Source organism: Candidatus Nitronereus thalassa (assembly GCF_032191465.1).
In the GTDB taxonomy this organism is placed as follows: domain Bacteria; phylum Nitrospirota; class Nitrospiria; order Nitrospirales; family UBA8639; genus Nitronereus; species Nitronereus thalassa.
Genome location: NZ_JAQOUE010000001.1, coordinates 2,303,295 through 2,324,011 on the forward strand (window position 1 = coordinate 2,303,295; position 20,717 = coordinate 2,324,011).

General features: G+C 47.2%; 19 protein-coding genes, 1 pseudogene and 1 riboswitch. Of the genes and pseudogenes, 13 read left to right on the forward strand and 7 right to left on the reverse strand.

Annotation, left to right across the window (positions count from 1 at the left end; translation table 11 throughout):
* The first annotated feature begins 31 nt into the window (after positions 1–31).
* The 9 genes from PPG34_RS10375 (at position 32) to PPG34_RS10415 (ending at position 9,202) form a co-directional block, all read left to right on the forward strand.
* Positions 32–403, forward strand: a complete 372-nt coding sequence (locus tag PPG34_RS10375; RefSeq protein ID WP_313833208.1) for a c-type cytochrome — start codon at positions 32–34, stop codon at positions 401–403.
* A gap of 246 nt (positions 404–649) precedes the next feature.
* Positions 650–3,886 carry a PAS domain S-box protein gene (locus PPG34_RS10380; RefSeq protein ID WP_313833209.1) on the forward strand — a complete coding sequence of 1,079 codons (3,237 nt, stop codon included), beginning with the start codon at positions 650–652 and terminating at the stop codon, positions 3,884–3,886.
* Positions 3,887–4,019: 133 nt separating this feature from the next.
* Positions 4,020–4,286, forward strand: a complete 267-nt coding sequence (locus PPG34_RS10385) for a carboxymuconolactone decarboxylase family protein (RefSeq protein WP_313833210.1) — start codon at positions 4,020–4,022, stop codon at positions 4,284–4,286.
* Positions 4,287–4,791: 505 nt separating this feature from the next.
* Positions 4,792–5,943: an MlaE family ABC transporter permease gene (locus tag PPG34_RS10390; protein ID WP_313833211.1), complete on the forward strand. Its 1,152-nt coding sequence runs from the start codon at positions 4,792–4,794 to the stop codon at positions 5,941–5,943.
* A complete protein-coding gene (locus tag PPG34_RS10395) occupies positions 5,940–6,749 on the forward strand; it encodes an ABC transporter ATP-binding protein (protein WP_313833212.1) in 810 nt (269 codons plus the stop codon). Before PPG34_RS10390 ends, PPG34_RS10395 begins: the two co-directional genes overlap by 4 nt.
* Positions 6,734–7,669: an MlaD family protein gene (locus PPG34_RS10400; protein WP_313833213.1), complete on the forward strand. Its 936-nt coding sequence runs from the start codon at positions 6,734–6,736 to the stop codon at positions 7,667–7,669. The genes PPG34_RS10395 and PPG34_RS10400 overlap by 16 nt, the downstream gene beginning before the upstream one ends.
* A 77-nt stretch (positions 7,670–7,746) precedes the next feature.
* Entirely contained in the window at positions 7,747–8,316 is a 570-nt protein-coding gene (locus tag PPG34_RS10405) for an ABC-type transport auxiliary lipoprotein family protein (RefSeq protein ID WP_313833214.1), read from the forward strand.
* 39 nt (positions 8,317–8,355) lie between these two features.
* Positions 8,356–8,619 (forward strand): hypothetical protein, encoded by a 264-nt coding sequence (locus tag PPG34_RS10410; protein ID WP_313833215.1) that lies wholly within the window; start codon positions 8,356–8,358, stop codon positions 8,617–8,619.
* 94 nt (positions 8,620–8,713) lie between these two features.
* On the forward strand, positions 8,714–9,202 hold the full coding sequence (locus PPG34_RS10415; protein ID WP_313833216.1) for a macro domain-containing protein: 489 nt from the start codon (positions 8,714–8,716) through the stop codon (positions 9,200–9,202).
* A gap of 103 nt (positions 9,203–9,305) precedes the next feature.
* Here the strand turns inward: PPG34_RS10415 and PPG34_RS10420 are convergent, their stop codons facing one another.
* From PPG34_RS10420 to PPG34_RS10430, 3 genes are all read right to left on the reverse strand, one after another.
* On the reverse strand, positions 9,306–9,761 hold the full coding sequence (locus tag PPG34_RS10420) for a hypothetical protein (RefSeq protein ID WP_313833217.1): 456 nt from the start codon (positions 9,759–9,761) through the stop codon (positions 9,306–9,308).
* Positions 9,762–9,803: 42 nt separating this feature from the next.
* Positions 9,804–10,064 (reverse strand): hypothetical protein, encoded by a 261-nt coding sequence (locus tag PPG34_RS10425; protein ID WP_313833218.1) that lies wholly within the window; start codon positions 10,062–10,064, stop codon positions 9,804–9,806.
* Positions 10,065–10,408: 344 nt separating this feature from the next.
* Positions 10,409–10,489, reverse strand: a riboswitch (cyclic di-GMP riboswitch).
* 313 nt (positions 10,490–10,802) lie between these two features.
* Positions 10,803–11,819: a zinc-dependent peptidase gene (locus tag PPG34_RS10430; RefSeq protein ID WP_313833219.1), complete on the reverse strand. Its 1,017-nt coding sequence runs from the start codon at positions 11,817–11,819 to the stop codon at positions 10,803–10,805.
* Between the two features lie 232 nt (positions 11,820–12,051).
* Here PPG34_RS10430 and PPG34_RS10435 point away from each other — a divergent pair, with 232 nt between their 5' ends.
* From PPG34_RS10435 to PPG34_RS10450, 4 genes are all read left to right on the forward strand, one after another.
* Positions 12,052–12,780, forward strand: coding sequence for an oxygen-binding di-iron domain-containing protein (locus tag PPG34_RS10435; protein ID WP_313833221.1), 729 nt, complete (start codon positions 12,052–12,054; stop codon positions 12,778–12,780).
* Positions 12,781–12,963: 183 nt separating this feature from the next.
* Entirely contained in the window at positions 12,964–13,878 is a 915-nt protein-coding gene (locus tag PPG34_RS10440) for a S1 family peptidase (RefSeq protein ID WP_313833222.1), read from the forward strand.
* A gap of 129 nt (positions 13,879–14,007) precedes the next feature.
* Complete coding sequence (locus tag PPG34_RS10445) at positions 14,008–14,409, forward strand: hypothetical protein (protein ID WP_313833223.1); 402 nt, start codon at positions 14,008–14,010, stop codon at positions 14,407–14,409.
* 687 nt (positions 14,410–15,096) lie between these two features.
* Positions 15,097–15,426 (forward strand): GYD domain-containing protein, encoded by a 330-nt coding sequence (locus PPG34_RS10450; RefSeq protein ID WP_313833224.1) that lies wholly within the window; start codon positions 15,097–15,099, stop codon positions 15,424–15,426.
* Between the two features lie 103 nt (positions 15,427–15,529).
* Here PPG34_RS10450 and PPG34_RS10455 read toward each other — a convergent pair whose 3' ends face one another.
* From PPG34_RS10455 to ppsA, 4 genes and pseudogenes are all read right to left on the reverse strand, one after another.
* A complete protein-coding gene (locus PPG34_RS10455; RefSeq protein WP_313833225.1) occupies positions 15,530–16,888 on the reverse strand; it encodes a cyclic di-GMP phosphodiesterase in 1,359 nt (452 codons plus the stop codon).
* Positions 16,889–17,189: 301 nt separating this feature from the next.
* Positions 17,190–17,330, reverse strand: a pseudogene (locus tag PPG34_RS10460) (adenosine diphosphatase); the annotation flags it as partial.
* Between the two features lie 63 nt (positions 17,331–17,393).
* The gene (locus PPG34_RS10465; RefSeq protein WP_313833227.1) at positions 17,394–17,987 is read right to left on the reverse strand and encodes an MlaC/ttg2D family ABC transporter substrate-binding protein; all 594 of its coding nucleotides are present in this window, start codon (positions 17,985–17,987) and stop codon (positions 17,394–17,396) included.
* Between the two features lie 91 nt (positions 17,988–18,078).
* On the reverse strand, positions 18,079–20,496 hold the full coding sequence (gene ppsA / locus PPG34_RS10470) for a phosphoenolpyruvate synthase (protein WP_313833228.1): 2,418 nt from the start codon (positions 20,494–20,496) through the stop codon (positions 18,079–18,081).
* Between the last annotated feature and the right edge of the window lie 221 nt (positions 20,497–20,717).

The window sequence follows — 20,717 nt, forward strand, 5'->3', positions numbered from 1 at the left end:
CAGGCGCAGACATTTGAGGAGGGGATCATTCATGAACCGTAAAACCTGCTGTGGTCTTGTGATCCTTGCCACTCTGCTTTTCCTGCCCATGGAACCTACAGCCTTTGCCCAATCCCAAATAGGAAATCTGGAACGGGGAAAAGTTATCTTTGAAGAAAACTGCATGGAGTGCCACGGACGAACCGGTGATGGGAGAGGCCCGGTAGGATATTTTCTCGCCGTTCAACCCGCAGACCTATTGTCCGTTGAAACCCGAAAGAAACCCGACTCAGAATTATATACCATCATCAGGGACGGCACCCTGTTTGATGAAATGCATGGCTGGGAAAAGATCCTGAGCGATCAGGATATTCATGACGTAGTTCGATACATCCGAACCTTGGCCCCGCCACTTCCCCAATGAAACAGCAATATTATCTCCCCCGGCACAGTTTACTACTTTAGCCATTACCTTATGCGAGCGATAGACAACCAGAAATAACATTTCCCAACACCTCTGCACACCTAGAATTCAAGACAGTAAATTTCATAAAAAAAGAATTTCTTCAAAAAATTTTCAACATTTTCCTGGTGACATTTATCCCAATGTGGCATAGGCTTAGACAGGCTAGGGGCCTGTCATTTTTTTTAAAAGGTACTGGGTGAAAGCATGGGCACGGTACACAATAACCAAGAACAAACCATTGAATTTCTCCAAGCGAGAATTGCCGAGCTAGAAGAAAAGCTAAAAGAAACCTCTGCGCCATCTGAAGAAGGGATGCGATCAGCCCAATTTGCAATGGACCGCGCCAGTGATGGTATTTACTGTATGGGACCTGATGCCAAATTTATTTATGTCAACGATTCTGCCTGCCATTCTCTTGGGTATTCCCGTGAAGAAATGCTTTCTCTGTCCGTCCATGACATTAATCCAGATTGCCCTGCTGATACTTGGCCAGACACTTGGGAAAAAGTAAAAAAGGACGGAATCTTTTTTTTCGATTCCCATCACCGTACAAAACATGGTCACGTTTTCCCTGTCGAAATCCGGATTAATTATCTGAAGTTCGATGAGAGGGAATTTAATTGCGCCATTGTTCGGGATATTAGCGAACGAAATCGGGGGCAGGAAAAATTGAGACAATCTCAAGCGTTGGTTCACGCTATTGTGGAGAACATCCCGAATATGGTGTTTGTGAAGGACGCCAAGGATCTTCGGTTCGTCTTATTAAACAAAGCCGGCGAAGACCTCTTAGGATACCAACGTCATGAACTGATTGGGCGAACTGACTACGACCTTTTCCCCCAGAAGGAAGCCGATTTTTTTGCGGTCAAGGATCGCGAAGTGTTGGAGGGCTGTCGCTTGGTGGAAATTCCCAGAGAGCAAATTCATACGCGGGACAAGGGCTCGCGTTTGCTACATACCAAAAAGGTCCCGATACTGGACTCTCAAGGGAATCCTGAATACCTGTTGGGCATTTCACACGATATTACTGAACCTCAAAAGGCCGAATTGCAAAAGGCAGAGAAAGAAATGCTACTCACCACCATGCTCAAGACTGGACCCGGTTGCTTAAAACGAGTCGCTGCAGATGGCACACTGCTATCCATGAATCCGGCTGGTTTGGAATTTATTGAGGCGGATAGTGAGAATGAAGCCGTCGGCCTTTCTGTATTTGATCTTGTTCTCCCTGAATATCGTCATGTCTTTAAACAAATGCATCAACGGGTCATAGAGGGAGATCCTCAAACCCTCCAGTTTAAAATCCAGGGACTCAAGGGAACCCAGTGTTGGATGGAAACCTATGCGACGCCGTTCAAGAATCCGCTTACCGGCCAGATCGAGCATTTAGCCGTAACACACGATATTACCAAACGAAAAGCCATAGAAAACAATCTTCAAGTCAGTGAGCGTTCAATTCGCCAGCTTTACGAAATTACCTCTTCGAAAAATCTTTCCTTTGATCAAAAAATTCGTGGCTTATTGATACTGGGATGCCAACGATTTGGGCTACCCTATGGCACCTTGACCAAACGGGTCGGCAAGCACCTCGAACTCGAATTTCTTCATGCTCCCGATAAGTGTTGGGTTGAGCATGCATTAGTGCCTATTTGTGAATCATTCTGTGGTTTGGCCCTAGAGCGGGAAACACCCCTGGTTTTCGAGAATGCAGGAAAGTCTGCCTGGGCGACCCATCCTGCCTATCAGGCTATGGGATTGGAAGCCTACATAGGAACCCGAGTCACGGTTGGGGAAACCATGTATGGAACCTTATGCTTTCTGGATCGAGTCCCATACCCACAAGAATTTACAGCAGCCGACCAAGATTTCTCACAACTCATGGCTCGATGGATAGGCGCGGAATTAGAACGAAAGCAATGGGAACAGGCCCTTCAAGAAAGCGAACAACGTTTTCGAATGGTGTGCGAAGCCATTCCCCAACAAGTTTGGACGGCGCGTCCAGACGGTTCTCTGGATTACGTGAATCGTCGAGTAGTTGAATATTTCGAACTTCCCTTTGAACAGTTGATCGAACAGGGCTGGCAAAATGTGATCCACCCCGATGATTTACCCCTCTGTTTGGAACGGTGGGCTCATGCCAGACAAACCAATCAACCCTATGAAACAGAGTTTCGCCTCAAAAGAGGGCATGATGATGATTACCGATCACATATTGGCCGAGCCCTTGCCATGTTCAATTCACAAGGGGAGGTAATTAAATGGTTCGGAACGAACACCGACATCACTGATTTAAAACGAATGGAAGCGCAATTACGACAGGGGCAAAAAATGGAAGCCATTGGCACGTTAGCCGGAGGGATTGCCCATGATTTTAACAATGTCTTAGGAGTTATTTTAGGATACGCCGAATTGGCGAAAAATAAGGCCAGTGGCAACGAGGCTCTAGAAAAAAATCTTCAGGAAATTTTGTTTGCAGGAAAGCGAGCCAAAGATTTAGTCCAACACATTCTGGTCTTTAGCCGCCAAGAAGAGCTCGTCAGAAAACCCATTCACTTGAACGTGCTTTTGCCTGAGGTGTTAACCATGGTGCGCGCAACTTTGCCTGCCACCATCGAAATTCATCAAAAAATTCAGGAGGACATCGCGCCTATTCTGGGTGATCCAACACAACTTCATCAAATTATCCTGAATCTTTGTTCCAATGCACAGTATGCCATGAGAGAAGAAGGTGGCTTGCTGGAGATAGGAGTTGAAAACCTCAATATTGAAAGGCCCCAAAGGTTCGACCTTTTTACTTTAACTCCAGGGAACTATGTCCGCCTTTGGGTCAAAGACACTGGACAGGGAATAGCACCCGAATTATTAAATCGTATTTTTGATCCTTTCTTTACCACCAAAAGAATCGGAGAAGGGACAGGGATGGGATTATCCGTGGTTCTTGGAATTGTCACAGCTCATCACGGCGTCATTTCCGTTGAAAGCGCCTTGGGACAAGGTGCGACATTTTCAATCTATTTTCCAGAAGGTGAGTTAAAAAGTAACTCTGAGATCATTCCAGATCTCCAAGAGACTTCCTTAAAGAAAAAAGCGCAAATTCTCTTTGTAGACGATGAAATAGCTCTAGCCCGTATCGGAAAAGAAGTTTTGGAAGCTCTAGGATGTGATGTTGATATTTGCACGAATGGAGAGGAGGCGTTGGCTCGGGTTAGGTCAGACCTCACACATTATGATGCGGTAATCTCGGATCAAACCATGCCTGGAATGACCGGAGAAAAGTTGGCCCAACTCCTTCTGAGCCTCAAGAGTGATCTCCCCATCATTCTTTGTACCGGATTTAGCCACTCGGTCACGTTCGAAAAAGCTCAGCAAATTGGCTTACGGGCCTTCCTCAAAAAACCCGTATTAAAGGAGGATCTGATTCAAACCTTAAATAAGATTCTCTAACCTAGTCCTCCACTCTGTTCCTAAAACTGCTCAAATACATACAAGACATATTCATTTTGTTAAGACAAATATACTTTTTCAAGCGAGTATTCGACCAAATCGCCTGGCTTTTTTCTGAAAAGGAGAAGAAATTATGGATACCCAAATGAAAGAACTCATTGCCATCGGCGCATCAGTCACCGCCAATTGCGTCTTATGTCTTCGACATCATATTATTCAGGCCAAGAAGGCTGGGATTGACGATGATCATATCCAGGAAGCGGTGGAGGTTGGCCGTATGGTTCGAAAAGACGCGGCTGCAAGTTGGGATGAAGAGGCGGATGCCCTTCTCTGTCTTGAATCTGCTATTGGTGATGCCCAAGAAAGTGCGGATGAGGGTAGTGGTTGTAAGAATATCTAATCCTTCAGGGATTTGAGTCACCAAAGCTAAGCTTTAAAAATCCCGAACCCAATACATCCAACTCCCGCAAGGATGTAGAGGTACTTTTCCCTCCTATTAATAGAACACGACAGAACTGAGGAAATGAAATAACCCTCAAATGGAACATTTTAAGGAGACGGAGACGGGGGGAAACCCCATCGAAGAAAAACAGAAAATGAGGACTTAAGCATAGTGAACCAAAACTTGTAGACATTTGCGCCAATTAAGATTCCCGCTCTTAGACCAAAATGTCCTCAGTAAATGTAACCCAAACTCATCCCTGAGCAACTTTTTCTAATACTTCTTTCCCTCCCAACCCGCTCTCTGGGTTGGTTCTACTGGATTCTTGCTCCAAACATTCATTCACTTACAGGCTGGCAACCCTCCCTTCGTATTTTGAACATCAATTTTGCATTGAAATGGTTGTGGATGGCCCTGGTGAGTTTCCGTCCGTGCTTTACAAAGATTGGCCGGGCAGATCTTTATGACAGCACCGAAACAACACATTTCCCTTATGACGAAAGACCAAAATGCCAAGATCAATATTGGAGAAGACCAGACTATTTACTGCGAAGGGTGTTGGACTATATCGAAACTGGCTGACCTCGACCGACGACTCCAAGCCTTTTCCTGGCCCACCCAGACAGACCTTGTGTGGGACGGCAACGATATTACCGCGATCGATACCGGTGGAGCCTTGGTTCTTCACCGAAGCCTTACCAGGCTTCAACAACAGGGCCATCACATTACCTGGCGGAGATTGCGGGCTGAATTCGCCGAGCTTCTCAAACTCGTCGCCAACAAGCAGGAAGTCCTGGAAACAGCCGCCCATCCACCAACTCAGAGTTGGCTGGAGCGGATTGGTATGCATGTGTGGACAGATTTGCACCAAGGAATCCATGCGTTGGGGTTTCTTGGGGAAAGCACCATTGGGCTGTTTGGACTCCTCGGCTCTCCGCGCAGCATCCGTTGGCGCGTACTCATTCGCAATCTGGAACTAGATGGATTTCATGCGCTCCCAATCGTTGGCCTCCTGAGCTTTTTGATGGGTGTCGTGATTGCCTACCAAGGCGCAGAGCAACTGCGAACCTTTGGCGCCAATATTTTTATTGTGGACCTGGTGGGCGTCTCGTTGTTGCGGGAAATTGCTCCATTGGTGACAGCCATTTTAGTGGCGGGTCGATCCGGGTCCGCGTATACCGCGCAAATCGGCACCATGAACGTCACAGAAGAATTAGATGCCCTGCGTACACTCGGCATTTCACCCATGAATTACCTGGTGCTCCCCCGAGCCTTAGTGCTGGTCTTAGCACTTCCATTGCTCACGGTCTACGCGGATATCGTCGGCGTCTTCGGCGGCATGCTGATTGCCAAGACTCAATTAGGTGTGAGCTTTACGGAATTTATCGACCGCTTCGAATATGCGATCGCACTTAAACATTACGTCATCGGCATCATCAAAGCCCCGGTTTTCGCGGTGATTATTGCATTAACCGGCTGCTACCAGGGGTTTCAGATTCGTGGAAGCGTGGATAGTGTCGGCCAGCACACGACGATCAGCGTGGTCCAAAGCATTTTTTTGGTCATTGTGTTCGATGCGTTTTTCTCGGTCTTTTTGAGTTGGTGGGGAATATGATTGACATACCAACAGCACCAACCACAACCATTGGGGAGGCGTTAATCGAAGTAAGGCACGTCTGCACGCGCTTTGGCTCAGCGGTGGTTCATGAGGATGTGAGCCTTGATATCTATCAAGGAGAGGTGTTTGCCATTGCCGGTGGAAACGGATGCGGGAAATCCACGTTGCTCCGGGAAATCATCCTGCTGCTCGAGCCCAATTCCGGAACAATTCGGATTTTCGGACAAGACACCAAGGGGTTGAATGCAAAAACCGAACGAGCCTTGCATCGCCGTATCGGCGTCATGTTTCAACATGGCGCGTTATTTAGTTCGCTGAACGTCGTGGAAAATGTAGAGGCCCCATTGCGAGAGCACACAGACCTGAATAAACGCCTCATCCACGAGATCGCACTCATGAAGATTTCACTGACCGGCTTTCCCATGAACAGTGTCACGAAATTCCCAAACGAACTGAGCGGCGGGATGCGCAAGCGTGCCTCACTCGCTCGGGCCATTGTTCTCGACCCCGAAATCTTATTTTTGGATGAGCCCACTTCTGGGCTCGACCCGATTAGTGCCGGGGCATTTGATGATTTGGTGCAACAACTCAAAGAATGGCTGGGACTCACCATGGTGATTGTCACGCACGATTTGGATTCTCTCTGGAAAGTCACGGACCGTGTCGCCTTGTTGGGAAATGGACGAGTCTTAGGAACGGGCACGATGGAGGAGCTTTCTCAATCAGACGACCCACTCATTCGTGAGTACTTTCATGGGCCACGAGGTCGGGCCGCACGGGAGCAAGCATGGAGCCAAAAGTAAATTACGTGGTGGTCGGCGCGTTCGTCGTGCTGCTCGGTGCTCTCTTGGTCGGAGTCGTGCTGTGGTTGGGCAAAGGCTTCGATCAAAAGACCTATGACCGCTACTATGCCTACATGGAGGAATCAGTCACTGGATTGAGCGTTGACGCTTCTGTGAAATATCGGGGGGTGGGGGTTGGCCGCGTGAAAGAAATCGTGCTTAACCCCGACAATCCGCAACAGGTGCGGCTGACCTTAGAAATTGAACGAGGCACACCCATTAAAGAAGACACCATCGCGATTTTAGATGTTCAAGGACTCACCGGTCTCGCAATTGTGGATCTTACCGGCGGCAGCCGTGAATCGCCTCCATTGGAAGCGAAGTCCGGCGAATCCTATCCCGTGATCCAAACCGGCCCGTCTCTCCTGGTTCGCTTTGACCAGGCAGCGACACAGCTGTTCACCAACCTGAACCGTGTAACCAAAAATGTGGACGCCTTGCTGGATGAAACCAATCGGGAAGCCCTCAGCCAACTACTAAAAGATCTGGCAACGCTAACCCAGACGTTAACCGCCAACAAACAACGGTTTGACGAGGGGATCACAAATGCCGCGCAAACCATGGAGAATGTATTGAAAGCCAGTAAAATGCTGAACGAGGAGATGCCCTTTTTAATCGATCGTATGCATGGGAGCGCCGATTCTTTGGAGGCCATGGCCGAAAAGGTCGGTCAGGCTAGCACCGCCGTCGGTTCAGCGGTCGAGAGGACCAAACCCGACGTTGAACGATTTTCTCAACAGACCCTGAGTGAAATGAGTGCGCTAGTGGCGGAGCTTCGCCAATTAACCTCCACCTTGCAACGAACGGCTCAACAACTGGAGCACCAACCCAATTCGCTCATCTTTGGGCGAACACCCCCACCACGGGGACCAGGCGAATGATAGTTATACGGAAGAAAATTTTAAGGTGTGTCATCCGGCTTCTTGTTGTCACCACTCTAATCATGTCGGGTTGCGGAATGTTTCCAGTCCGTACTGATGAACCCATACACACTTATTTTCTCCGTGCTGAAATACCAACCGAGGCACGCCCAATGACACAAAGTACAGGCACCTTGCTTGTGAATTTGCCTCGTGCGCAATCCGGGTTCAACACACACCGCATGGCCTATATCACACGAGACCACGAACTCAACTACTTCGCCGTGAACCAATGGGCTGAGACACCGGCTCACATGCTTCTTCCTCTGTTAGTCAAAGCCCTGGAACATACCAATCAATGGGATGCCGTGGTGCAAATGCCTAGTCCCGTCCGAGGCAATTACCAACTCATTTCTGAAAACCTTTTGCTCCAACACGAATTTACCCAAGAGCCAAGCCGGATCCGAATACATCTCCGATTACAACTGATTCGTGTGAAAAATTTTCACGTCCTAGCCACGCGAGAATTTACGGTATTGGAAAATGCACAAAGCAACGACCCTTATGGCGGTGTTCAAGCCGCCAATTCCGCCACAGAACAATTATTAAAAGAAATTTCAGAGTGGGTTTCCCTTTGTAGGGTCGAACCCACTGATAAAAAGTGCTAAGGGTTTTTGACATCATTCATCGCTAAGGAGGGACTGATTATGGGGTACACAAAAGACGATCTCAAAAAACTGGTTGACGAGCTAACGAAACAACGTGATGAACTCAAGGTAAAACTTCACCTGGCGAAAGCCGAAGGTCGAGATGAGTGGGAAAAGCTTGAAACCAAATGGGAAGAAGTGAAAGGAAAAATGAAAACAATGGGCGAAGAAGCTGGGGAGGCGGCTGATTCCGTCACCGCCGCCGCAGGGTTGTTAGCCGATGAAATCAAGAAAGGGTACGAACGAATAAAAAACGCGTTCTGAGATATTTCTAAGTATTGTTCATTTTCATTCAAAGCACTCCAAACTGAAAATTCACTATCTTATTTACCGGCTCACTCGCCAAGGAGGACCATTCATGATTCAAGAAGTAGAAGGGGACATTCTCTTAACCAAAGCCAATGCCATAGCCCACGGAGTGGCGCCCCATGACAATTTCGCCAATGGCTTAGCCCTGGCGCTACGAGAGCGATGGCCAGCCATGTACAAAGACTTCAAGCACGCTTGCCAAGTCTCAGAACCAAAAACAGGTGAATTATGGACGTGGGGTGGAGCGGGTGGAGTACGCATTATCAATCTGCTCACGCAAGAGCCACCACCTACTCGGGGGGGAAGACCAGGAAAAGCCAGCGTGGAAAACGTTAATCACTGTCTCAAAGCTTTGCGAAAAACCATTGAGGAGGAAAAATTCACCAGCGTGGCCCTCCCGAAGTTGGCCTGCGGCGTCGGAGGTTTGGATTGGAAAGATGTCAAACCGCTGATTGCTAAACACCTGGGTGATTTAAAAATACCCATTGTCGTGTATTCGACCTATCACTCTGGAGTAGAGGCCACCGAGAAATTATAAGGTGCGTGTCATTCCCCCAAAAGGCCGTGCAGAGGGCCAGAATCTAGGTCCTCTGCACGAACACCATGGGATAAGGAATGGTGACGAGTAGGGAAAGAGCCCACTACACAACATGGATGACTAAATTATTCAAGTGATCCATGCCGATGCAATCCACAATACAAAAGCCTCGATAACTGGTTCGCCCCTCTTCGCCTGCGAGAAAGGTGACGCTCGCTGTTTGGTCCCACATCCAGATTTTCTTCGATTCTTGCTCCCACCCATCTTTTGAAATAATCGAAACCTGATGAGTATCCCCATAGGCTAAACTGGTCACCTTTTCGCTAAACTCAAACGTAATGCGGACCACCTTTCCCTTGGGGATATTCAGGGGATTTTTCGGCCCAAAGGGCTTATTCCGATGATCCAGAAACCCTTGTTGAGACACCTTGACCGTAATCTCGACCTCTGCAGGGGCAGCACCTTCTTTGGAAGCCAACACTGCCGGGGTAAAAATCAAACTGACACAAAACAATAGCGTCGTGCCAACCGCGGACCATTTAGACAACAATCTTTGCATAGAGACCTCCTTAATTAAGGGAAACGAATTTTAATTCGTTTGTTAGCCAATAACGTTGGTTCCGATTTTTCCAAGTTCCTTCTGATGTTTTTCGACTTCCCGTTGGTGGATGGCATGCGCCTCTTCGGTGTGAATACAGTTATGCCCACAGGTGACCACCCCTTTGCCGTTCAAAAATTCGGAACATCCTGTCACCTCCACTCCACCTTTTTCTGCACCTCGAAACACATTAATTTCAAAACCAACTTCACGTTTCTCTTTCAAATTGGGACATTGTACTTCTGCTGGAACTTCTGACTTCATGATGATTCCCCCTTCCGAGAATTGAAAATTACGTGAGATAGGATCGCCCGAAACGTGACGGAAGCGACCGTTCCCACTCCCCACCCACCTCTCGTACTGGCGGAGTGAAGGGCACTCGTTGTTAAAGTCCGGCCTTGGATTCAACTAAGATTCAGCAAACAAGACGTTTGCAAGCTTATTAAGAATGGAGCCTGTTGGAGATCAGGAAGGGAATGCCACTTTCATCACAGCGGCGAACTAAATCCTGACGAAAAATGGCATAAAAAAACCCCTCAGCACGGAAGCATCCTTAAACAAAGAAGGCACTTCCTTCCTGGGAGGATTCGGAGAATCTCTCTCCTTCCTTCGGCAACCCGGCCATCAGGGTTTTTGCCTGATCCGTGGTTTTGCGTCCCCGCCTCACAGCGGGTTTGCCTTTATCGGGAAGTGGTTCTTCTTGGGTCTGCTTATGACTTCAAGAAAGTATCAGACAAATCTCACTATGTCCAAATCGGAATAGTTTAGTGGAACTTGAGACACCCGAAGGCGTTGACCACCTTCCGCTCATAAAGAATCGTGATTCAACTGAAGGAATACATCTGAATGGCAATAAAGAAATAAAACAACAAATTCAGAATGAAAAAATTTTCCTGTAGGCTGCTGACCTAACTCCCCAGAGCCATCAACACCAGTTTTCTTCATTGTCCTTTTATGGAACACAAAATACCAACTGATAAAAATCTATTGTCGCGTTTTTCATCAATTAGCCAAACAACAGTGCTTGTACTTTTTTCCGCTTCCACATGGACAAGGTGCATTTCGCCCCAGTCCTCTAGAATTTGGAACAACCATTGTGAGCAAAGCATTCTTCATACGTGATTGTGGGTCTTGGCGAAACACTTTTTCGAGCATCGTATAAAGTTCTGGGTGTTTCCGACGCATCTTGTCCGGATTTTCAAAAAAGTACTCGGAAGCCACCGCAAAAAATTCTGCCTCACTCTTCAATCCATACGGATTAATATCCGAATGATGGCTCCGCATCTTATCCATTTCTCGATGCACGAGTTTCATCCAAGGAACGACTGCGCTTTGTGACAAACCAACACTCGGCACGCCATCAACCGCACCGTCGGACTTATCCAGCAAGTGCGCAAACTCATGAATACCCACATTCTTGCGATCCTGAGGCTTGCGAAAACCTTGTAGTAAATCAGGCTTAGAGAGAATCATCATACGACTCATCGCCCCGCTTCCGACCATGCCAAGAATATCCTCATCTCCCGTACGGCCAATCTCGTATTGATCATTAAATGTCGTCGGATACAGGAGCACCTCGCTGATTTGGTCCCACTCCCACCCAGGAAACCCAAAAATCGGAATGATCGCACTCGCCGCCACCAACACACGCACCGTGTCATCGACTGAGGTTTGAATGCCCGTAATTCGTTTTTCAGAAAGAAAGATTCGCACCTCTTCCCGAAAACGGGCTTTCTCCAACTCATCGAGTGATTGATAAAACGGCACCTCTCGCTGCAAGATGGTTTCCCACTCTGCGGGAAATGGCTGCTTCCGAAGCACCGACCTCCGCCGAGCTTTGCGGGTCAAAAACCAGTACAAAAAAGCAACCACAAGGAAAGCTCCCACAATGCGAATAACAATTTCCGAAGTTTCCTGTCTCCCGGCCAACAACATTACCAAGAGCAACAAAAAAATCATCCCGGAAAGAAATAGTGATAACCGATGAGTGAAATGTTCTTGGTGTTGACGTGCATCCATGTTGATCAACAATTTTGAAACGTTTAGAAGAATGTTACTTTTCTCACTATACGAAAAATGGAGCTGCTCAAAAACCTTAGGAGAGTACCCCAAGCAAATTCTCGATTTCTCAGATACTTTGGATTAAGCTTTTGCGAAGGCCGAAGGGAAATCTTTCGGGGTCAGTATAGTCTATAATAGGATCGTCCACACTGAACACCGCAATCACCTCAATCATGGCAAGGATCACTCAATGACCATAACAAACAGCCAATCTGGGACAAATGTGCATGAGATTGCTGACGGGATCTATCGCATTAACACCCCGGTTGAGATCGAAGGGGCAGGAGGGTTTTCCTTCAACCAATATCTCATTGTGGATGATGAACCACTGCTTTTCCACACCGGCCTGCGAAAAATGTTTCCCCTGGTGCGGGAAGCGGTAGCCACTATTTTGCCGGTTGAAAAACTTCGTTACATTGGATTTTCTCATGTGGAAGCCGACGAATGCGGCTCGCTCAATGAATGGCTTATGGCTGCTCCACATTCTGAACCACTGTGCGGTACTGTCGCTGCGTTGGTTTCAATCGGTGACTTGGCTGATCGGGCACCTCGCGCCCTCGCCGATGGAGAACTGCTCTCTTTGGGTACACACTCCGTACGGTGGATCGACACACCGCATCTGCCACATGCGTGGGAATGCGGGTTATTGACTGAAGAACGAACATCGACTTTGCTATGCGGCGACCTATTGACCCAGGGAGGAGCCAATCTTCCGCCCATTACGGAAGCGGATATTCTCGGCCCGAGTGAATCGTTCCGTCAGGGGATGGATTACTTCTCCCACACGAAAGACGCACGCGCTATGCTTGAGCGACTAGCCTCAACGAACCCAACGACCCTCGCGTGCATGCACGGCAGCACCTGGCAGGGTGATGGAGCAAAGCTGCTGCGTGCACTAGCGGATGAGCTATCAACATGAGATATCACCAAATCTGAGGAACCAAAAACAGTTGTTTTTGATTGAAGCATGCTTTTCAAAAACCCTTCCATTTTTCTGACGGTCAGTATTTGATATTATTGGAGTTTCGAAGCTTCTACTTTTAGTTTCAAAAACAAATGTTAAAGGTCAAAGTTAACTAATTCCCACATGATGTGAAGACTGATGCCTCAAAAAGTAAAGAAATATGTTTTTCAAAAAGAGAAAGGAAGTTTTAACCCTGACCAGTTAGCTATGGATATTGAAGAAAAGCTTAATATCTCGATTTTTGGTCGTGGTCCTTATGCTCCCATTGAAGGCTTTTTAAGCACGAAGGATGGAGAAATTATAGTTAGCATTTATCAGGAGGATAAATTACCGAATTTTAGTGCTCGCCATCTTACTCCCGATGAGGAAGAGCGTTTAGCCAAAATAATTAGCGAGCACAAACCATACAAAGAAACTCACCGTGGCCCTCATGCAAGAGTAGTCTCAAGATTTTCACCATCGATCGGGCGTATATTAGTAAAGAACCAAAAGACAGGGGACGAGAAATTTGCGACAGGATTTTTGTTTAAACAAACGGATTGGTTAATGACAGCAGCCCATGTTGTAGAAAAGGATAAATGGGTAATCCAACAAATAGAATTTGGCAGTACAGTCGTTTCTTGCAATGAAGTTCTATACTATGACCTCCAAAAAGATTTGGCTCTTCTTCGCCTCGGGAAAAAAATTTCATCTTCTCCGGTTTTTATTCGACAAAAGTTAAATTATCCGGATGATCTCGGGATGAGATGTGCAGTCTTGGGATACCCCAATATTCCAGGAATGGAACCTTCCCCCTCTATTTATGAGATTTCAATCGTTTCTCAAAAAAACAATTATCTAATGAAGCAAAACCTCTTGGAAATGTCCACGCATCTAGGTTCTGGTATGAGTGGGACACCTGTGCTCAACGACAACCTTAGCTTAGTCGGAATCGTCATTGGCTTTCCTGGGGAAGAAGGCCCTTGGCCCAAATGGACGCCTGTGGCCCTGCCATGTAATGAAATTATTGCAGCAGACGAATCGTTGCCAGCAGGGAAATCTTATTTTCATTGACTGGGTAAAATAGTTCAATAACAGTTGTTTTTGACTTTGAAGTTTTGGAGTTCTTTTGTAACAAATTCAGAGCGATTTAGTTCTGAGATTTTCTATAGTTTTTGAACATCCTCATTGTCCCATTGTCTAATGAAAAATGAGACATACTCATATGACGATTTGGATAAAGGATGGACGATTGTTCACCTTAAACGAGATGTATTGCTTGAGGCAGTGAGAGATGTTTGGCTTCTAGATCACATCAAATGCGAGTTTGAGGAGGAACTAAATGTTGCCCCAGATAAAGTCACCCAGTATACGGTTCGATTTATTTTAGAGCTTATTAAATCCAAATTTGTTCGAGTAGCTCGATGGGACAAAGAAGATCAAGAAATAGAACTTGACCTATCCCCGGCAGAGCTAGAAGATTTGATAGAAAATCTTGATCATCCTTCTTTTTCTTTGCAAACCTTTCTTACAGCGACAGAAAAGGGCTGTGCATGGGTAAGCCGGTATGAGGATCTAATAAAAGAGTTAAAATTAAGGCAGTAAAAAAAATACATTTTTATATAGCCCAAAACCTTAGTTAGCTAATACCAATTCGATTAATGATTGTGCTCATTTTGTGCTCAACGCCATCACACTCCGGCCTATTCAGACCTATTCCAGCCAACCTTCGGATTGAGCCAAAACCTTGGCTGGAGTTGGGTGAAATGAGCTGAAGTTGGCTCTAATAGAGTGAGGGGTTTCGCATTCCTATAGTGTTTCCAATTATAATTTTCGCGTTTCTCCCTTTCCACACTTTCGCTGTTATCGCTGCCTTTGCTTTGTCCCTTTCGCTTCAATTTTTAACTGCCGAGAGAAGCTTCTTTCCCCCTTCCTTTGTCATCCTGAGCCAGCAGGCGAAGGATCTGCCTTTCTTGCGCTGATGAGGATAGGTGACAGCTCTGACCATTGAAGGAGAGATTCTTCGCTCCGCTCAGAATGACAGGCGAAATCCTTCTTGAGGAAGTTGAAGGAACAGCTCGAGATCCAGTCCCTTGGTTTTTTGTGACAAGGCATAAAATTGTGACTGGCTCAGAGAAAACACGCTAAGGCTTCCTCACGGTTCCATTCCTCTCTCGACTAAAAATTTCCAGAAAAGAATCTATCCTTCCTCCCTTCTTTCCTCTAGGATACTCGTAGCTCGTCTCGACCAAGAGCGTTTCATTATTCACTTCATCCATCAGGAGGTGCAGCATGCCTATTTACGTCAGCTTAGTGAACTTTACCCATAATGGATTGATGACCATGAAGGACAAAGGTGTAGCACGGTCGGACATGGTCAAAAAGAATGTGGAAGCCTTGGGAGGTAAATTGCTTAACGCTTATTATTGTTTGGGTGAATATGACGTGGTGGCAATTTTGGAATTTCCGCACAATCGCGCCGCAATGAAGGCGGGTGTACTCAATGCCTCGATGGGCCATATTCGCATTAAGACGATGCCGGCGGTGTCCCGCGAGGAGTGGAAAACGGTGCTGAAAGAAACGTGGGGAAAATCTAAATCGAAATCCAAAAAGAAAAAGTAGGTGAGTACCTCGTCACCCAAGCTTGATAGGTCGGCTCAACGTGGCTTTTTTTGAAGTCTATCAATCCACACGATACAGGCCCCGTCACATCCAATTGGTTTTTTTAGGCTGGAGCCAAGGAGGGTTGGGGAGCCGGGGCCGCTCCCGGTGTCGCCATTGGAGACACACCGGTATTGCAGGCAAAATAACTGATCATTCCTCGCGGATTGAGATACTTCCAGACTTTGCGTGGAACATCCATCGGGCGCAGGCTTTGCTTAAGGCTTAACGTGGGCTCTTGTTGATATAAGTCTACAATGATCGCTTCTTCCCTGGGAATATCCTGATTATACAGCATGATGGTTGGACGCATTCGATCAACCAGGTTAATGCTTGTGACCATGCCAAACGACCCATTGGACAGCTCGACAATTGAACTCGGAGGATACACTCCCAAATTTTGAATCAGCGCGATAACGGCTTCTTCCCAAAATTCATCTCCGCGCTTGGCATAAATTTGACAGATGGCCTCATGCGGAGTCAGGCTTTTTTCAAATTGCGAGTTATTACATAATTCATCATAGGTATCTGCCACCATGACGATTTTAGACAGCAGGTGAATGGCGCTTTCTTTCAAGCCGTCGGGGTAGCCGCTTCCATTAAGCCGTTCATGATGCTGCGCAATGGCTTCAAGACTCGGTTCCGGGAAGCCAAATCCCCCAATCATTTTTCTTCCATTTTTGGGATGGTTCCGTAGGAATAGGAGTTCTTGTTTGTTCATCTTTGCACCTTTTTTGATGAACATTCCCGCCCCGTCGAGTTCACCAATATCATGAAACAGGGCTCCGATGCCTAGCATCTTGATGGTTTCATCCGGGAGATCCAACCCTTGCCCTAACACCATGGACAACATACAGACGTTGAGCGAATGATAGTAAAAGTCATCTCCCATTTCCTGGTTCGTGTTGAAATTCAGAATGCTTATTAACGTTCCATTTTCATCCAATATCTTCGCAAGCGTGTTGACCAGACTTTCCGCCTTTCGAACTCCCTTGGCATAACCGGCTTTTATTTCGCGAATGCTGTCTTTATTTTGCTTGAGCACTTCCTTGTAGGACTTTTCAGCCTCCTTGAGCTTGTTCAGCCTGGCTTGATTGGCACGGAACTTTTCCGGGCTGTCCAGGTAGGGAGAAAGGACTATTGGCAGATCTTGGCTATCTGGCATTTCCTGGACAATGGATGGACTATCTACAACTTGGACCTCTTCGATGCTGCCATCTTCCACTTCCTCAGATGGCAAGGGATCGGAGCGGTCGGGGTCATACAGAATTTTACAGTTGCGCAAAGCCTGCACTGTGGCGAGTTCTTTTTGATCTTTAATTTTAAAGCTATTCGTCGGGAAGGGATGGGTAAACCAATTCCCACTTAACTTGATGTACAATCCAATACGTAAGTCTTCTCTTGCTGCTGGATAAAATGCCATATCGATATAATTCGCTGATTTGGTTGAACAACTCTTTTTTTAAAAATCGGCATGAATTCCTTGAAACTTAATGTGACTTACTTAAACAGCCTCACCAATTATCGAGTTAAAACCTAGCTGTTAATACGTACTTTCAATTAAAATGCTAGAAAATTTAGAAAAAATGAAGGGTTGGAAAAATGGAGAATTTGCGCTGATTTTTTAGGGGTTCATAAGATTTGTTTCCAAACTATCTGAACAGCGCTTTGCAATTCGCAATATCCTGCTCTGGTTCGATCCCTTGGGGAGGACTTCCATCCACCACGCCGAACGCGATATTCGGCACCGCCGTCACCAAGGCTTCATGCAGACCCTCGACAGTCTTGATGAAATGAGCTTGCCCCATGATGACATTCACATCCTCGGGTTTTTGAATGGTGTGAGGAATGAACTGTATGGACATGGCCAATCCTTTCTCATGGTCCCCACCAAAACCCTATGAGACGGGTAAGATTTTTACTCTCCATCAGGGTGTCGAGATTTCCTCAGTGCGATCTCTCAGTTTGGTGACCAATTCACCATAGGAGGAAGAGCGTATGATCCGATCAAATTGATCTCGATAATTTCTCACCAAGCTCACACCATTAATCACGATGTCATAAATCCACCATCGATCGGTTTGGCGCACTAAGCGATAGTCCAAATGTATTTCGGTTTTGGCGGATGCGATCTTCGTTTGAACTTCCGCATAGGAGCCCTTCAATCGGACTTTTGTGTACTGCACGACCTCATCCGAATAGGTTTCAAAGCGTTTCGCATAGGTTTTGGAAAGAAACGTATGAAAGACATTCACGAATTCCTCTTGCTCGGTTGGAGTTCGATTTCGCCAATGCAAGGCCAATGTACGCTTGGCCATTTCTTCATAATTCAGCTTCCGTCCAACCGCATTTTCGAGTAACGCGCGCCGCTCCTGAGTCTGCTCCGGCCCTTTCAATTCCTCTTTCTTTAATATGGTGATGACTTCATCGACCATGGATTTCACAGCTGCTGTGGGATCGCCTTCCCCAGAGGCCAAGATGCCACCCGTCAAGAAAATGGTCGCAGTCAGGGCGAGTACCACCTGGAACTTCCTTGCTCGTCTCTTGGTCCCGAAACTTTTCACGGCGATACAGACCTTATTCTTTCCGCTGTTTTCCAACTTTATCCGCGTATTAGGCACTCAATGACTTTTCCATCTCCAAAATGGATTTCGTGGTTTTCATGACCGCATCTGGGTTGAGGGAAATGCTATCGATTCCTTGTTCAACCAGGAATTGGGAAAACTCAGGGTAATCGCTTGGGGCTTGGCCACAGATTCCGATTTTTCGGCCTTTGGCTTTGGCGCTCTTGATGACCTGGGCGATAAAGGTTTTAACGGCCGGATTTCGTTCGTTAAAAATATGTGCCACGATTTCGGAATCTCGGTCGACACCTAACACCAGTTGCGTCAGATCGTTGGAGCCTATCGAAAACCCATCGAACACTTCGGCAAACTGTTCCGCCAATATCACGTTACTGGGGATTTCGCACATCACATACACTTCAAGCCCATTGTCGCCTTGCTTGAGTCCATGCTTCTCCATCTCGCTAATCACGTGCTTTCCTTCTTCCACTGTCCGGCAAAAAGGAATCATCAACTTGACGTTGATGAGGCCCATCTCCTTTCTGACCTTTTTCATGGCCTGACATTCCAGCGCAAACCCTGCCTGGTAACGCGGATCGTAGTACCGTGAAGCTCCACGAAACCCGAGCATGGGGTTTTCTTCGACGGGTTCGTATTGTTTCCCCCCAATCAGATTCGCATATTCGTTTGATTTGAAATCGCTCATCCGAACGATGACATCGCTGGGATAAAACGCCGCCGCGATCATCCCCACCCCTTGAGCCAACGTATCGATGAAAAATTGCGACTTATCGGGGTAGCTCGATGTGAGTTTCTGGATTTCCGACTTTACCGTGGGATCAGTCAACTGGTGGTAATCCAGCAAGGCGAGGGGATGAATTTTGATCGCTGTGTTGATGATAAATTCAAGCCGCGCCAACCCAACCCCATCGTTAGGAATGAACGAGAGAGAAAAGGCTTCTTGGGGATTACCGACATTCATCATGACTTTGGTCTTGGGACGAGTCAGGCTTTCCAAGGTGATTTGCTCCACTTCAAACGGTAGCGCTCCTTCATACACAAATCCGGTATCGCCTTCCGCACACGACACAGTGACCGCTTGTTGGTCTTGCAATATCTCAGTCGCGTCCCCAGAGCCTACGATGGCTGGTAACCCTAATTCACGGCTGACAATGGCCGCATGACAGGTTCGCCCCCCGCGATTGGTCACAATGCCCGCGGCTTTCTTCATGATGGGCTCCCAATCGGGATCGGTCTTATCCGTGACCAGGACTTCGCCTTTTTGGAATTGCTGAATATGGTGGACATTTCGAATGACTCGAACAGGGCCTTGTCCAATTTTTTCTCCGACACTTCTACCTTTAACCAAAACCGGTCCTCGTTCCTTCAGCTGATACGATTCCATCATGTCGAGAGATTTTCTGGACTGAACGGTTTCCGGCCGTGCTTGAACGATGAACAGTTCGCCGGTATGGCCATCCTTGGCCCATTCAATATCCATGGGGCTTGGGCGACCACGCTTGGCGCTATAATGGTCCTCGATGATGCATCCCCATCGTGCAAGTGTGAGGATTTCTTCATCGGTAATGGCAAACCGTGTTCGATCCTCTGGTGAGACTGGAACATTTTTGACCATCTTGCTCCCGCCCACGTCGTAGATGAGTTTGAATTCCTTGCTGCCACACATTTTATGAATGATCGGCCGGAATCCTTGCTTTAGGGTAGGCTTAAATACGTAATATTCATCTGGATTGACCGAACCCTGGACCACATTTTCTCCCAGCCCATAGGAAGCGTTAATGAGCACGGCGTCTTTAAACCCCGTTTCAGTATCGATCGTAAACAACACGCCGGCCGCCGCGAGATCGGACCGTACCATGCGTTGCACACCAATGGAGAGCGCCACCCTGGTATGATCAAAACCTTTATCCACCCGATAGGATATGGCCCGGTCCGTAAACAGCGATGCAAAACACCTTTTGCACGTCTCCAGCAATGCCTGATGCCCTTGGACGTTCAGGTAGGTTTCTTGTTGCCCGGCGAAACTCGCATCGGGCAAATCCTCCGCTGTGGCGCTGCTGCGCACCGCGACATCCAGAGGCTCTTCCGCTCCACCGCTTAATTGGTCATAGGCTTCGACAATAGCCTGTTCCAAATTAGCAGGAAGGGGAACTGACAGTATTACTCTTCGGACTTGCCCTCCGCGTTGCCGAAGGTTGGCGAGATCATGGATATTTAAGTCTTTGAGAATGTCGGCGATGCGGGCATCGAGTGAGGTTTCACGCAAAAAGTCCCGATAGGCTTGAGCCGTCAGGGCAAACCCATTCGGGACCTTCACACCCTTCGAGGCGAGTTCTCGATACATTTCCCCTAAGGAAGCATTCTTGCCACCGACAACCGGAACATCCTCGACTTTGATCTCATCAAACCACAGGATATAGGGGTTATTTTTTTGACGAATATTCATGGAACAGTCTAGCGTTGCCGCACTAATATCTCCGAGTATGGCCCGCCAACGTGAGCGAATATCTATTCTTTAGAAAATGGCCTCCTTCAGTAGCTGCAGCATCTAAAGCTGCCACCCCGCGCGACAGAGACGCCATATGATGGCGCAGCTACAAAAACGTAGGAAGGCGGCTTAGGCCATTTTCATCGGCAGGGCGACCCTCTAGTGCCAAAATGAAGACT

What these genes read in the sequence shown, in the direction of transcription:
- PPG34_RS10435 (WP_313833221.1), top strand. Translation starts at nt 12,052, where the DNA reads ATGACCATAACAAACAGCCAATCTGGGACAAATGTGCATGAGATTGCT.
- PPG34_RS10415 (WP_313833216.1), top strand. Translation starts at nt 8,714, where the DNA reads ATGATTCAAGAAGTAGAAGGGGACATTCTCTTAACCAAAGCCAATGCC.
- PPG34_RS10445 (WP_313833223.1), top strand. Translation starts at nt 14,008, where the DNA reads ATGAAAAATGAGACATACTCATATGACGATTTGGATAAAGGATGGACG.
- PPG34_RS10395 (WP_313833212.1), top strand. Translation starts at nt 5,940, where the DNA reads ATGATTGACATACCAACAGCACCAACCACAACCATTGGGGAGGCGTTA.
- PPG34_RS10380 (WP_313833209.1), top strand. Translation starts at nt 650, where the DNA reads ATGGGCACGGTACACAATAACCAAGAACAAACCATTGAATTTCTCCAA.
- PPG34_RS10400 (WP_313833213.1), top strand. Translation starts at nt 6,734, where the DNA reads ATGGAGCCAAAAGTAAATTACGTGGTGGTCGGCGCGTTCGTCGTGCTG.
- PPG34_RS10390 (WP_313833211.1), top strand. Translation starts at nt 4,792, where the DNA reads ATGACAGCACCGAAACAACACATTTCCCTTATGACGAAAGACCAAAAT.
- PPG34_RS10375 (WP_313833208.1), top strand. Translation starts at nt 32, where the DNA reads ATGAACCGTAAAACCTGCTGTGGTCTTGTGATCCTTGCCACTCTGCTT.
- PPG34_RS10440 (WP_313833222.1), top strand. Translation starts at nt 12,964, where the DNA reads ATGCCTCAAAAAGTAAAGAAATATGTTTTTCAAAAAGAGAAAGGAAGT.
- PPG34_RS10410 (WP_313833215.1), top strand. Translation starts at nt 8,356, where the DNA reads ATGGGGTACACAAAAGACGATCTCAAAAAACTGGTTGACGAGCTAACG.
- PPG34_RS10430 (WP_313833219.1), bottom strand. Translation starts at nt 11,819, where the DNA reads ATGGATGCACGTCAACACCAAGAACATTTCACTCATCGGTTATCACTA.
- ppsA (WP_313833228.1), bottom strand. Translation starts at nt 20,496, where the DNA reads ATGAATATTCGTCAAAAAAATAACCCCTATATCCTGTGGTTTGATGAG.
- PPG34_RS10420 (WP_313833217.1), bottom strand. Translation starts at nt 9,761, where the DNA reads ATGCAAAGATTGTTGTCTAAATGGTCCGCGGTTGGCACGACGCTATTG.
- PPG34_RS10450 (WP_313833224.1), top strand. Translation starts at nt 15,097, where the DNA reads ATGCCTATTTACGTCAGCTTAGTGAACTTTACCCATAATGGATTGATG.
- PPG34_RS10405 (WP_313833214.1), top strand. Translation starts at nt 7,747, where the DNA reads ATGTTTCCAGTCCGTACTGATGAACCCATACACACTTATTTTCTCCGT.
- PPG34_RS10455 (WP_313833225.1), bottom strand. Translation starts at nt 16,888, where the DNA reads ATGGCATTTTATCCAGCAGCAAGAGAAGACTTACGTATTGGATTGTAC.
- PPG34_RS10385 (WP_313833210.1), top strand. Translation starts at nt 4,020, where the DNA reads ATGGATACCCAAATGAAAGAACTCATTGCCATCGGCGCATCAGTCACC.
- PPG34_RS10425 (WP_313833218.1), bottom strand. Translation starts at nt 10,064, where the DNA reads ATGAAGTCAGAAGTTCCAGCAGAAGTACAATGTCCCAATTTGAAAGAG.